11 protein-coding genes are annotated in these 13,020 nt (G+C 45.9%); 10 read left to right on the top strand and 1 reads right to left on the bottom strand.

The features are described 5' to 3' along the window. The first annotated feature begins 216 nt into the window (after positions 1–216). The 5 genes from F0220_RS29920 to F0220_RS29900 all read left to right on the top strand — a co-directional run bounded on the left by F0220_RS29920 (position 217) and on the right by F0220_RS29900 (position 3,178). Positions 217–762 (top strand): 50S ribosomal protein L25, encoded by a 546-nt coding sequence (locus F0220_RS29920; RefSeq protein ID WP_105600601.1) that lies wholly within the window; start codon positions 217–219, stop codon positions 760–762. Positions 763–1,097: 335 nt separating this feature from the next. Continuing rightward, a complete protein-coding gene (locus tag F0220_RS29915) occupies positions 1,098–1,715 on the top strand; it encodes a hypothetical protein (RefSeq protein ID WP_105600599.1) in 618 nt (205 codons plus the stop codon). A gap of 12 nt (positions 1,716–1,727) precedes the next feature. Beyond that, the gene (locus tag F0220_RS29910; RefSeq protein WP_105600598.1) at positions 1,728–2,006 is read left to right on the top strand and encodes a hypothetical protein; all 279 of its coding nucleotides are present in this window, start codon (positions 1,728–1,730) and stop codon (positions 2,004–2,006) included. A 37-nt stretch (positions 2,007–2,043) separates the two neighbouring features. After that, positions 2,044–2,595, top strand: coding sequence for a DUF4303 domain-containing protein (locus F0220_RS29905; RefSeq protein WP_223200025.1), 552 nt, complete (start codon positions 2,044–2,046; stop codon positions 2,593–2,595). Positions 2,596–2,836: 241 nt separating this feature from the next. Further along, positions 2,837–3,178 carry a hypothetical protein gene (locus F0220_RS29900; RefSeq protein WP_047841001.1) on the top strand — a complete coding sequence of 114 codons (342 nt, stop codon included), beginning with the start codon at positions 2,837–2,839 and terminating at the stop codon, positions 3,176–3,178. A gap of 84 nt (positions 3,179–3,262) precedes the next feature. Here F0220_RS29900 and F0220_RS29895 read toward each other — a convergent pair whose 3' ends face one another. Next, a complete protein-coding gene (locus F0220_RS29895) occupies positions 3,263–3,985 on the bottom strand; it encodes a YheC/YheD family protein (protein WP_105600596.1) in 723 nt (240 codons plus the stop codon). Between the two features lie 94 nt (positions 3,986–4,079). Between F0220_RS29895 and F0220_RS29890 the strand changes: the two genes are divergently transcribed. The 5 genes from F0220_RS29890 to F0220_RS29870 all read left to right on the top strand — a co-directional run bounded on the left by F0220_RS29890 (position 4,080) and on the right by F0220_RS29870 (position 12,999). After that, positions 4,080–4,274 (top strand): hypothetical protein, encoded by a 195-nt coding sequence (locus F0220_RS29890; RefSeq protein WP_091012255.1) that lies wholly within the window; start codon positions 4,080–4,082, stop codon positions 4,272–4,274. Between the two features lie 167 nt (positions 4,275–4,441). After that, a complete protein-coding gene (locus F0220_RS29885) occupies positions 4,442–5,536 on the top strand; it encodes a bifunctional glycosyltransferase family 2/GtrA family protein (protein ID WP_091012257.1) in 1,095 nt (364 codons plus the stop codon). Beyond that, complete coding sequence (locus tag F0220_RS29880; protein ID WP_181155520.1) at positions 5,536–7,827, top strand: glycosyltransferase family 2 protein; 2,292 nt, start codon at positions 5,536–5,538, stop codon at positions 7,825–7,827. Before F0220_RS29885 ends, F0220_RS29880 begins: the two co-directional genes overlap by 1 nt. An 11-nt stretch (positions 7,828–7,838) precedes the next feature. Next, on the top strand, positions 7,839–9,692 hold the full coding sequence (locus F0220_RS29875; RefSeq protein ID WP_105600594.1) for a hypothetical protein: 1,854 nt from the start codon (positions 7,839–7,841) through the stop codon (positions 9,690–9,692). Positions 9,693–10,116: 424 nt separating this feature from the next. Continuing rightward, on the top strand, positions 10,117–12,999 hold the full coding sequence (locus F0220_RS29870; RefSeq protein ID WP_105600592.1) for an S-layer homology domain-containing protein: 2,883 nt from the start codon (positions 10,117–10,119) through the stop codon (positions 12,997–12,999). The last annotated feature ends 21 nt before the right edge of the window (positions 13,000–13,020 follow it).

The raw sequence follows: 13,020 nt of genomic DNA, 5'->3' as shown, positions 1-13,020 counted from the left end.
CTATGATAGGGTTGAAGCATCCCATAGGCATTCTACTCTTCGGAGTAGAGTGCCTTCATGTATATTATGGGTGCTTACATTAAATGTATTTTAAAATCAATTGGATCGTATATGGAGGTGGTGATGCTATGTTTCTCTCTTTAGCCCCAACAGGGGATGGTTGGATGAGTATGAAAAATGTGAAAATATCATTTAATAAAGAGGAGCGAACATAGCATGACTACTAGTTTTCAGGCGGAGACCCGCATTCCATTAAATTCTTCTCGACTTAAGGATCTACGTAAATCCGGGCGCTTGCCAGGTATTGTGTTTGGAAAAAATACGGAGAATGAGATGATTCATATTCCAACAATAGAATTTCAAAAGTGGTTGAAGCATGGAGCGTCTGGTTTTATTGAATTGCAGTTTGAAGAGAAAGGCTCATTGACCGTATTATTGGAAGACCTTCAACGGGATTCGGTTACACGAGATTTGATTCATGTGGATTTTCAACAGGTGCAGACCAATGAGATCATGCGTACTAAAATTCCTGTCAAGTTCAACGGCACACCGATTGGCACAAAACAGGGCGGAGTCGTGCAAGTTCAATTATCTTCTATTGAAGTTGAGGCATTGCCGAGACACTTGCCAACGTCGATTGAATTTGACATTAGTACTATGGAACTTGGAGAAACGATACATGTAAGTGATGCTAAGTTTGCACCAGATGTGACGGTGATCTCTGAGGGAAATGAGTCTCTTCTCTCTGTAGTTAAACCTTAACAATTCCAAATTCGCAAAGCTGAATAATTCAAAATTAGCCGTACGGGTGATCATCCGTACGGCTAATTTGTGCTGATTACGAGATGTTGGCGTGCTCCCATCCTCACAAGGCGGGTAGTCTGGAATTTACCTCACGTATGTCTTTTGCTCCCGTACAAGCGTAATGATCATTATATTTGGCTACCTTTTCAAAGTTCATTCGCAAATTCAGGTGTAAAGTAGGTAGACTCAGGAAAGGTAATCACTATAATGGAAATAAGATACATATATAGATGAACCTGAACCGCTAAGGTCATTGGCATAACATTTCTAAACAGGGCGGTGAGCGAAAAGAAATGGACAAATTAAAGCATAGCGGATTCTATAAACTGAGATTCTTCATCACTCCTGAAGAGTTTAAAAGCCTTTTACAGCTTTTGGAGCATCGGCAAGCGCAATTCTATCGTACCAATGCTGCCCGAACAGAGCATGATTATAATCAGGTGTACGAGGAGTATCAGACGTTCTATCAGTATTTTGTGGCAGGAGAAAAGAGAGATGACATCCATCCCTTCTTTGTTTACTCTATTTCTATTGCATCAGATCAAGAAAGTTCAGGATTTTTTGTAAGAAATGAAGGGGTTTCTTTTCCATACCACGGACAATGGGCAGAGGATGAACTGCCGTGTATCTTGCTTTCATTTCCGAAAGGTTTTCAAGTTAATTTGGAAGATGAAAAAGGAAAGTACTATGTTTATGAGGATATCCGGGACCATAAGCCGCTGACCTATGCGCTTTTCGATGAAATAAGAGACTCTATCAAAAAAATGACTAAACCCCTTCGCTTCTCAGCCTATGATGCAGATGCGATGAAGGAGCAAAAGCCCTCTGTGCGTATAAGCCATGATGCAATGCACGACTTGAGCCAATCGTGGATATTCAGTAAATATGGACTTGTGATTCATGGCAAATAGGAGGGGGACGAAATGATGTTCGCCCTAAAGCTTATCTGTACCTGGGTACTGCTATTTGCCTCATGTTCAGCAGTATGGTGGAGTTTCAGAACAGAAAAGCTTATAACCATCTCCTGGCTGGCATTTTTGCTACCGGCTGTCTTCCAGCTAGCTACCGCTTTCCGGATCGGTCCAGGCCAAGCAAAGTCACTCATCGTGTTCGGTTGCATTAATCTGGTGTTTGCTGCCATTGTGGGTGCAGGTGTCTGGTATCTAGTCCAAATAGCCAATTCATATCGAAGGGGCAAATGATCAACGAATGGAAAGGAGAACTCTAATTGTGAAGCCAATGCAAGAAATAGAGACACTGGCCATAGAGATCGCCGCTGCCGCCAGAACGTCATTTTGCACCCTTTTTGAAAATGGTGAACGTTACTATTATTGTACGTTGTACACTACTGGCGAGGGACATGCCCCAAGCATCTCCGCTTGGTCGTGGGAAGCTTTGGCGTTGGAATCGGCTAGGCAAGCAGAGGAAAGTGATACGCCGGTATCCACGATTGCGGATCTCATCAAATGGTCGTATGCGGATTCGCCCTATTGTTGTTTTGGGGATGATCACTTTGACGGTGTCAAACAACGATATAACGAGCGTCCTTTCATTGCGGAACTGGAGAATGATGATTGGAATCGTGAATTGGATGTGAGGCTGAACGCCATGGAGCTGGCGATGAAAATGCTCGATGATGAAGGCATATTTGCCTTAAATCAAACGCGAGAGTCCGTATGTGTCCTTGTTGAAGTCATGCCGCCAGATGAGATCAATACTGAAATCGCCTTACGTTTAAATCGGGCGGAATCTCCGGCTATGCAAGCATGGTTGGTGGAGGCGGCAGAATAGAAGTATCTGCATGTGGGGAGTTTTGACCGTCTATGATGTACCATTTCGACTCAATTGGCCAATAAGATGATAGTGGCAGTGTTCTATAATTCGCGAACCACCTTTGTACAGTAAAGGGTGGCTTTTTTCGTGTTTGCGACCACTGTACAAACACACTTTTTCTACCTTGTCCACATTTATACCTTACCAAAACCATTCAATTGCATTTAATAGACTATCAATAAAAAAGGAGGTTTTGAGAATGGGAAATAGAAGACCTGGAGCACCTAGAGGTGGTTATGACCCTGTTCAGATCTATAACTCTACTTCGTTTAATGCAAGTGGGGTAGTGGAGTATGCATCCATCTTTTGTAGCAACGATAGATATAGTGTTCAGCGTGACGAGACTTGGAGATCTTCCGACCGTGGTGTGTGCCTGGTAACTAGAATCACCGCGACGGTTAGAACACCGAGTGGGAATATTGAAGCCGAGCCATATACCTCTTCAGGTACGTCGTACAGCCAGTTCGCCATTATACAGGTAGGGGTAAATCAGTTCCGAGTGACACGTGTTACAAGTGCGATTAGAAAATGCCGGAAATAACCGAAGAGGGTTAGTATTGAGATTAGGTACGAAATATGAAGAGACGACTTGCCCGGGCTAGCAGGCAGGTCGCCTTTTTTCGTTTTAATGTTTCTTGTACCATAATATTCTGCGGTACATCGAGGAGTCTTTCATACGTCGGAAAGGGCGCAAATCCGGTTGATAATTTCCTTCGATGATCCAAATTCGCCGTTTCTTGTCGACGGCTATATCGAACCCGACTTGTCTAAGCATGGGGTAATGCTCTCCCAATCGATTAGCGGCTAATCGTGCAACTTGTTCCGCTCTAACAAGCAAGCGCCGATCCCCAATTCGAGCTAATTTCAGTGCCTTAAGCACTGGAATGGGGCGGTTATTCACATTGGTGACTTGATATCCTTGTGCTGCAACTTTAGCATAGGAACCTGTCACCTTCCAAGTGGACGAGGGGCTTTTTTTGCGCTGAACCATGATCCGAATGTCGAACGGCCTGTGTTTAATTTGAGCAAGCTGCAGACGCTTTTGGACAATATATTCATCAGTTTTGTTTGTTTGTTCGAGCCATTCGAGTAACTGCTCGTTGTCTCTCATGGTGACCGTGTTATTTTCATTTTGAATACGATAAGCATTTGCGCCGTCTCGTCTAATGAACAGGATATCCCTTCCGTAACTCCCATTGCGAGGCTTCAGTACAACGCTGGGATATTGAAGAAGCATCTTCGTTAGCGTTTCCTTCTCAAGCAACTGTGTTTCTGGCAATCGTTCAGCGAGAGAAGGCTCATCGCGCAGAATGCCATACTGCAACCATTTGTCTCTTTCGAATAACATTGGAATCACAGCCTTTTTCAATCGTCTACGGTCATTCTAATTCAAATTCGTGATCCGCATAAGTGGCCATCCGTCTAGATTTGTAAGTCGAAGCATGTCCAATTGGTCGATGGAGACAGAAGATGAACTATTACGAGAAAAGACTGTATTCTGGGGAGGCGTTCATTCACGCTTCGAGTGGCTTCTGGATACGCAGGCGCACTTCTATCACCACCGTGGACAACTGCATGCTATGCTTGTACATGTGCTGAAACGAGAGCCAAATGTGCAATTGTTCGAGTGGTGCTAGACCAACCCTCAACTAGTATTTTCCGCCTATAAACTAGCTTATAAAAGGGTGCAACTTTTTTACCAATATATATACAAGTTATTCGTTTACTGTATGCCTTTTCGATGTTATACTCACAATATTCAAAAAAGAATTTGTGAAAATATGTCGAATTGAGGCTTATCGGGATGATTATAGATAGACAAAACGGCGAAACGATCATCCTCATTCCATCGCTTGAACCGGATGAGAGACTTCCAGCCTATGTACGGCAATTGCGAGAGTATGGATTTACTAATATTGTTATTGTGGACGACGGATCTGGTGAGGCCTACCAGTCGATTTTCGAGGAGCTTCGTGAGAACGGTTGTGCTCTGCTGACACATGCGGAAAATCAGGGCAAAGGTGCTGCACTCAAGACCGGATTTGAGTATATTGGGAAGCAATTCGACGCATCTTCTTTCGTCGTAACCGCAGATTCAGACGGACAACACGCAGCTGAGGATGTATACCGCATAGCCCAAGAAACAAGGCTTCATCCGGATTCGTTGGTGCTCGGGGTAAGGAACTTCAGCGAGGGGAATATCCCCCCAAAGTCCCTGTTAGGCAATCGGATGACCTCCTTTATTTTTGCCATGCTCTATGGTAAAAAACTGTCAGATACCCAGACTGGGCTTCGTGCCTTCGGTCCAGGGTTACTTGCGTTTATGCAGGATGTTCGCGGCACTCGATTTGAATATGAGCTGCAGATGCTTATCTCGTGCATTCAGTCTGGGATACCGATTCATACCATGCCAATCCAAGTCATCTATGAGAATGGCAATGCGGGCACTCATTTTAAAGCGATCCAGGATAGTGCTCGGGTCATGGGGGTGTTGTTCTCCAATTTCCTGCGGTTCATCTCATCATCGGTGGCTAGTTCTGTTGTGGATTTGGGCATTGCCTGGTTTTTAATAGACGCGTTGCGGCCCGTGTTGGGTGAGCAGCACTATTTAAGAATTCTGCTTGCAACCGTGATTGCGAGAGTTATTTCCATTGTAGTCAACTATGTACTGAACAGACATTTTGTATTCCGCAAGGAGGATAGCCAGGGAAGTTTATGGCGCTATCTAACGTTATGTGGAGTAGTGATTTTGCTTTCCAGTACCGGTGTATATATATTCCATACCGTTCTCTTCGTAGATGAGAAATTGGCGAAATTCGTCTGTGATGCCTTGCTGTTCCTGCTCAGTTTCCAATTGCAGCGAAGATGGGTATTTGCAGCAAGGAGGAAGCAGTTGTAGTGCAAAACGAAAAAAGGCAGAATATCTTTTTTGTCATCACGATGATCCTGATGTCGATTTATTTGGTATGGCGTACGTTCTTTACGTTGCCATGGGGTGAAGGCGTTCTGAACGTCATTTTTGGTATGCTGTTGATTGTCGCTGAAACGGTCACCGTACTGACAACCTTTGAATTATTCTTTCAAAAGATGCAAAAAGAACGTACACAGCTCGACTTTCCAATTGTGCCACCGGAATATTATCCGGATGTGGATGTATTTATTGCTACGCATAATGAGCCTGTTGATCTGTTATATAAAACGGTTAATGCCTGTACGTTCATGGATTACCCGGACAAGCAGAAGGTTCATATCTATCTCTGTGACGATGGAGCGAGACCAGAGGTGGAGGAGCTTGCCAGACAGTTTGGCGTGGGATATCTGGGGTTCCCCGGAAACAAGGATGCCAAGTCTGGTAATCTGAACAATGCACTGAGCAAAAGCTCTTCGCCGCTCATTGCAACGTTTGATGCGGATATGATTCCACAGCACACCTTTTTGATGAAAACGGTACCCTATTTCATGCTCTCCACGTTTATTAAGGAGAATGAGGTATGGCGTCCTCGCCGAGAGGACGAGATGGACCCTAAGTTCAAGCTTGGTCTGGTACAGACCCCGCAAAGCTTCTACAATCCGGATCTATTCCAGTTTAACCTGTATGCAGAGCAAGGTATTCCGAATGAACAGGATTTCTTCTCCAGAGAAGTGAACATCCTGCGTAATGCCTCCAATGCGGTAGCCTATACAGGAAGTAATACGATCATTTCCCGGCAGGGCATGGAAGACATCGGAGGTTTTCCGCTTAATACGATCACCGAGGACTTTGAGACAAGCATCCGCTTGCAGCAGGAAGGTTATATTACCTATGCTACTCAGGAAGTTCAAGCTGCCGGGCAGACGACAACCACAGTTAAGAGCATGATTAAGCAACGGATTCGCTGGGCAAGGGGTATCATTCAGAGCCTGCAGAATACGCGTGCACCTATATCGGGGAAGCTTCCTTTCTGGACGAGAGTAACCTACTTGAGCAGTTTCTTATACTGGTGGTCCTTCTTTAACCGCTTGATATTCATTTTGGCGCCTATTTTGTTTGCGTTATTCGACTTCCAGATTGTAAATACAACCTTCTGGCAAATCTTAATATTCTGGCTTCCATCCTATTTCTTCTATAGTCTATCCATGCGATATCTGTCCAGCAATATTCGGAATCAGCGATGGAGTCAGGTTATCGATACGATATTTATGCCTTATCTGATCTGGCCGGTTCTCCTGGAGACGGTGGGCATTCGTGAGAAAAAGTTCAAAGTTACCAACAAAAGCAGAGCGAACGGTCGACAATGGATGTCTGCTCTGTTATATGCACTTCCGCATATTTTCCTGCTGTTGCTTTCCATTGCGGCCGTGATTCGGTATGTCAACGGCAAGTACGGGATCGCGCTGTTCTTCAGCAGTATCATTATTTTCTGGCTGGTTCATAACATGATCGCGCTATGTTACGCCCTGTTCTTCATGATTGGCCGTCGTGCGTATCGGGAGACAGAACGGATTCGGGCGCAGGAAGATGTCATGATCCACGATCAAGCCAACAATCTGCGGTATCAGGCCAAAACGGTGGATGTATCTGAACAAGGGATTGCCTTCTATGTCCCTTATCCCATTTATTTGGCTGAGCAGAAGATCATCTCTCTGGTCGTCAAAACCGAGCGATATGAGGCCAACCTCGATGCAGTCATCGTTTATGTGAAACAGGATGGAGAGGGCTGGCGTTACTCCGCAACGGTTCAGCCAGTCGATGAGCATGATAACCGCCAATATATGCAAATCATCTACGACCGTAAACACTCCTTGCCAGAGCAGATGAATCTGTGGGATACGGCTTATGACGATATGTTACGTAATGTGAAAAAACGTATTGTTCAACCCAGATCGGATCAGCGAAAAATGCCGCGGCTTTCCCTTCAGCTTCCAGTTCATTTCACCAATGATGCTAGCTGTACACTGCGAAGCTTCAATTATCGTTTCTTCTCCGCGACGGGTTTCCACGGGGATATTGCTTCGGGAGCGGTGGTTACTTTTTATACGAAGAGTAATATTGAAGTCATTCTGCAACATACGGGAAAAACGACAGCCCGTGAGCGCGAAGTGCTTCTCTCGGTGGAGAATATCGATGATATTGTAGAGAAGGGCCTGATCGACCAATTGCTGACTGATTTGATTCAGCCACATTCCGATCGTTCCACCAGAGAGGGTTAGGAGAGACCAAGATGCTCATTGTGCTTCATTTTGTGATGGGAGTTTTATTAATAATCTCCTTTGTTGGTTACATGCAGTTTGTTCGGAAGACACTTGCACTACGGTGGGAATTTATCCCTGTATTTGTGTTTTCCTCGATTGCCTGCATCGTATATTTCGCTGGCTTGGCAGGTCAGCTCTTTATAGGAAGTATCATTGTGTTGATACTAGGCTTGGTGTTTGTTAGAGGTACGCTGGTTCGAGCTGTCCTACAAGGGACCAAACCAAATGTATTGTTCTCGTTATTTCAGCTTTCTTTTCTGGGCGGAACGTTCATCTTTTTGCTGATTCTGTTCCAAAATGAACTGACACACTACGATAATTTCTCGCACTGGGCTATCGTTTTGAAGCAGATGTTGAGTACAAATGCCTTTCCGACGCCAGACTCCAACCTGATTGATTTTAAAAACTATCCGCTTGGGACTTCGTCATTTATTTATTATGTCTGTCGCTTCATGGGGCATTCCCAGTCCGTGATGCTTTTGGCACAAGGTCTGCTGATCTTTTCCTGTTTTTATGCCATGTTTGGCATCGTTTCGGAGAAGAAACGCTTTCTTTTGTACGCTTTTCTCGGACTCGGTTTATCGACGCTTTCCTTTTTCAATCTTACGATTCGGATTACCAATTTACTCGTGGATTTCTTGCTTCCGATCTACGCGCTCGCGATCCTGGCGGTTATTTACCAATATCGTCATGAGATCAAAAAGGCATGTATTGTTGTTCTTCCGCTTGCCGGATTGCTAACCATTATCAAAAGCACAGGGATTATTTTTGCCGCGATCGGCCTAATCTTCCTGGTGTATACATGGTTGAGAAATGGGCAACGCTCGAACTGGAAAGTCGGACTGGCTGTGCTGGGTACCATTGGTGGTTCATTACTTCCGTATTTCGGCTGGAGCTGGCGAATGGCGACGGTATTCCAAGGGATTGATAACAAGTTCGAGGGCACAGCCTCGGTGATCAAAGCGGGCAAGACGGGGGAACAGAAATGGGAGATTCTGATGCTCTTCCTGAAATCAAGCATGGATATCACGTCCAGGCCAGTGCTTGGCATTGTACTTTTCCAGCTTGTCGCGATTGGCGCTTCGATATTTGCCATTGTTGTGCTCAAGAAGAAGTGGAACTTATGGAAAGCATTAATTGCTTTGGACGTTGTAGTGTTACTGTACTATGCAGGCATCCTGGCGTTATATCTCTTCTCCATGCCACTGGATGAAGCCATTGTCCTGGCAGGCTTTGAGCGTTATGCATCGAGTATCGTGGTCCTGTTCGCCGGTGGGCTGGTATTGTGCGCTGCGATCGATCTGGAGCGTTCATTCCACTATCGGATCGGTGAAGTGCCTGATTATCAATCCTTTAAGACGGTCAAGACGAAGGGTCATTATCAAAAAGGGATTATCGGCTGTATGGCGGTTGCGGCGACCATCCTTTTATCGGAATACAACGGGATCGTCTCGATTGCCAAGACCTACGATACAACGCTCCCTTACAAGATTCATGCGGTTACCGGTGATCGGTGGTACCCAGGTGGGCAGGAGGATAATAATAGATATCTCTTCTACGCCTCAGACAGGGACCAGCAGGTCACGAACTATTACATGCAATATGTAGGGAAGTATTTCTTATATGCTCCACATGTGGACGGGATCGTGTTGTTCTATGAGGATAATATGGACAACCTTCTGAGCGGCTACGATTATCTGGTGGTCGTCGAGACGGATTTCAATGCCAAGTGGTTGCTGAAAAAACATTATGGCATCGACATGCAGGAAGGTATCTACAAAATCACCCGTTCCGGGGATCAGATCGTTCTTACGTTGACGTAGGATATAGATGATTTTGTTCTGGTCAAGTCATTCATGATGCTGGATGGAGGAAAGGAGGCAAAATGCTACGCGTAGCTAGCATCTGCCTCTTTCTAAACTAAGCAGCTACTCTGGTAGTTGAGAAATAAACAAGCTAATTCCAGTCACCGGAGTTGGCTTGTTTATTTCTCTTAACTGTTTGCTAATGAAGGCCTTGCCATGTTAGGAGTAATTCGTCCATTCCATCTCGTGGTATTGCGCAAGCAATTCGCACGAATTATCCTGTCGCATTTCCTTGTCCCCTTTTTCTACTCCTTTCGGTCAATAGATAGGATGGGCAATACAATGTATAGTAGGACTTTAATATGAATGACCGATGATGCTTACAAAAGCGTTGAGGTGAGAGACGGATTGTGAAAGCGGAAAAAGGAGTGGGGAATACATAATGAAAAGAAAATGGATGGTTGTTATCGTTGTTTTGCTGGCGATTGGGCCTTGGATGGGATTGGGGCCGTTGCCTGTTCAGGCGGCACATGTCTTCAGCGGAGGGGGAAATGGCAGTCCAATCGATCCGTATATCATACGTACAGCAGAGGATTTGGATCATGTTCGAGATGACTTGAAGGCAAGTTATAAGCTCCAATCGGACATTGATTTAACCTCCTATGGCTACTGGCAGCCAATCGGCACCTCATCAGCCAATGCGTTTGAAGGTCAATTGGATGGAGCTGGTTACACGATTAGTGGAATGACTATCGTCTCTTCTGCTGATATCATCGGTCTGTTCGGTTATGTGCGCGAGCCTGCAACGATTTACAATGTGCGATTGGAGAATGTGAATATTACATCTTCTAATGCAAACGGCCAAGTCGGTGGACTTGTTGGTTTAGCCTCTGCTTCGAGTACATACCTTATGTTAGACCGTATTTCAGTAACCGGTGAGATACATAGTAATGGTTTTTCAACTGGCGGCCTAGTCGGACAAACTTCATTAATTGCTCTAGTGAATAGCGATGCGCACGTCCGCATATATTCGGTTGGCAATACTCATGTAGGGGGATTAGTGGGGTATAACGGTAATAGTATTATCGAAAAGAGTTACGCAACAGGTGACGTTTCAAGCGACAGAAATGCTGGCGGGTTAGTTGGTTATTATAGTGGCAGTAGCAATATTCGTAACAGTTATGCAACGGGTCATGTGACGGGCGTTGGTAATGCGGCTATCGGCGGGTTAATAGGTGCAGGGAATTCTGGAACTGTTGAGGATAGTTATGCAACGGGGACTGTCACGCGTGACAACGGCTTAGCTGGTGGTTTGGTCGGAGATAACAACATCATCATTGGCAGCGGTATGTCCATCGCCAACTCTTATTGGAACTTGAGCGACAATCCCGGGCTCAATACGACAGGCAACCAATCGGGAATAGACGGAGCAATGAGTCTGGACGCAATGAAAGAGTGGGTCACTTATATAGGGTGGGATTCCGCGATTTGGGGAATTCAAGAAGACATGAGCCACCCCTACTTGAAGTCTTTCTCTCCCGTGTTGAGGGTGGATCCGCTCTCATCAGCGACGTATTCCACGGAACTAGGGGATAACCAGTTCATGATCTCCGGTTATGTCCGGGATGGTAGCATTGGTGAGCCTCTGGAAGTTAGCTATACGATCAAGAATGCTTCGAATGGTACTGTAACTCAAGATGTATATGCAATTAACGCTACAAGTAGCAATCAAACCTTTAACTTTCCGGTCACGATCGACGAGAGCACCTACACACCGGGAACCTATACGATAAAAATAACAGCAAGCGATTCGGTTCCAGCGCATGAGCAGTTGCAATCCTTAACGTTTGGGGTAGAGGATAAGACACCTCCAGCGGCACCGATCATAACGATTCCGAGCAACGGACACATGACGAATAATGCGACGCCAACGGTTAGCGGCACGTCGGAAGCGGGAGCTACGGTCACGGTTGTACTGGACGGAACTGTTGCGGGAACGGCAACGGCAGGGAGTAACGGAAGCTGGGCGTGGGCGGTAGAATCGCCATTGCCAGAAGGCACGCATATGGTGAAGACGAGGGCAAGCGACGTAGCGGGCAATGTGGGCCCGGATTCAGCGATACATACGTTCACAGTGGATGTGACGCCGCCGATCATTACGTTGATTGGAAGTCCGTCCATGCAAATTAAGATAGGCAGTGCCTACACAGATCCTGGCGCAAAAGCGCAAGATGCGGTTGATGGTGATTTGACCTCGCAGATCAAGGTGACCGGAACGGTAAATGTGAATCGAGCGGGAAGCTATGTACTTACTTACAAATTGCAGGATAGCTCTGGAAATGCAGCCGCGTCCGTGCTTCGAACAGTAGATGTCGTAAGCTCCGGTGGAGGATCAGGAGGAGGATCAGGATCAGGAGCAGGAGCAGGAGCAGGAGGATCGGGATCATCCAGCGTAGAGCAATCTCCTAACGCAAATCTGGCTCAATTAACTCTTCGTGTTGGAGGTTCCACAGAGGAACTAACGCCTCAATTTGCTCCAGAGATTACGGAGTATACCATGGAGACATCTGGTGAACAACTGGTGCTTCACTGGGTTGCTGCTGATTCGAAGGCAGTCGTTAAGCTGCTGAGTAAGCCTGTAATTGATACGACAAGCATTCCTTTAGTAATGGGAACTCAGACGATTAAGATTACCGTTCAAGCGGAAAATGGAACCCGCAAGGTCTACACCATTACGGTTACACGTCTTGACGATAACGAAAACACATCTGCGAGTCCCGAATGTGCTTTTACAGACATTCAGGCTCACTGGGCAAAGACGGATATTTGTGAAGCAGCGAGATTGCAGATCGTTGAAGGGGTGAATACAAATAGCTTTGCTCCTGATAGAACCGTAACACGGGCAGAGTTTGCCGTCATGTTGCTGCGAACACTCCAGATTCCAAGCGTGCAACAATCAGTTGCCAATCCCTTCAGTGATAAGTACAGTACACCCGAATGGGCGCAATTGGCCATTCACACGGGAGCAATCGAGGGAATTCTCAACGGATACCCAGATGGAACATTTCGCCCGCAGCAGGAGATCGATCGGGCAGAAATGGCAGTAATGCTTGCAAAAGCGCTGAAGTGGGAGACAGATATCGAGTCAGATCTAAACTTCTCTGACCGTGCAAGCATTCCAGCTTGGGCACAATCTTATGTGAAAGCTGCACACGAAAATGGACTCCTGCAAGGTCGGGGAGACAACCAATTCGTACCGGATGGAGTGACAACCAGAGCGGAAGCAGCCGTCGTAATGCTCAGACTCTGGAAGTCACTGTACTAATCTCAAGGTGAGATAGAACTT

Source organism: Paenibacillus sp. 37, from assembly GCF_008386395.1.
GTDB classification, from domain to species: Bacteria; Bacillota; Bacilli; order Paenibacillales; family Paenibacillaceae; genus Paenibacillus; species Paenibacillus amylolyticus_B.
Note: the sequence above shows the minus strand (reverse complement) of the source record. Positions and strands in the feature narration are given on the sequence as shown.

Bases quoted from the DNA above. Each gene is read 5' to 3' on its own strand.
- F0220_RS29920 (WP_105600601.1), top strand. From the start codon at position 217: ATGACTACTAGTTTTCAGGCGGAGACCCGCATTCCATTAAATTCTTCT.
- F0220_RS29890 (WP_091012255.1), top strand. From the start codon at position 4,080: ATGTCCAATTGGTCGATGGAGACAGAAGATGAACTATTACGAGAAAAG.
- F0220_RS29870 (WP_105600592.1), top strand. From the start codon at position 10,117: ATGAAAAGAAAATGGATGGTTGTTATCGTTGTTTTGCTGGCGATTGGG.
- F0220_RS29885 (WP_091012257.1), top strand. From the start codon at position 4,442: ATGATTATAGATAGACAAAACGGCGAAACGATCATCCTCATTCCATCG.
- F0220_RS29905 (WP_223200025.1), top strand. From the start codon at position 2,044: ATGCAAGAAATAGAGACACTGGCCATAGAGATCGCCGCTGCCGCCAGA.
- F0220_RS29900 (WP_047841001.1), top strand. From the start codon at position 2,837: ATGGGAAATAGAAGACCTGGAGCACCTAGAGGTGGTTATGACCCTGTT.
- F0220_RS29895 (WP_105600596.1), bottom strand. From the start codon at position 3,985: ATGTTATTCGAAAGAGACAAATGGTTGCAGTATGGCATTCTGCGCGAT.
- F0220_RS29910 (WP_105600598.1), top strand. From the start codon at position 1,728: ATGATGTTCGCCCTAAAGCTTATCTGTACCTGGGTACTGCTATTTGCC.
- F0220_RS29915 (WP_105600599.1), top strand. From the start codon at position 1,098: ATGGACAAATTAAAGCATAGCGGATTCTATAAACTGAGATTCTTCATC.
- F0220_RS29875 (WP_105600594.1), top strand. From the start codon at position 7,839: ATGCTCATTGTGCTTCATTTTGTGATGGGAGTTTTATTAATAATCTCC.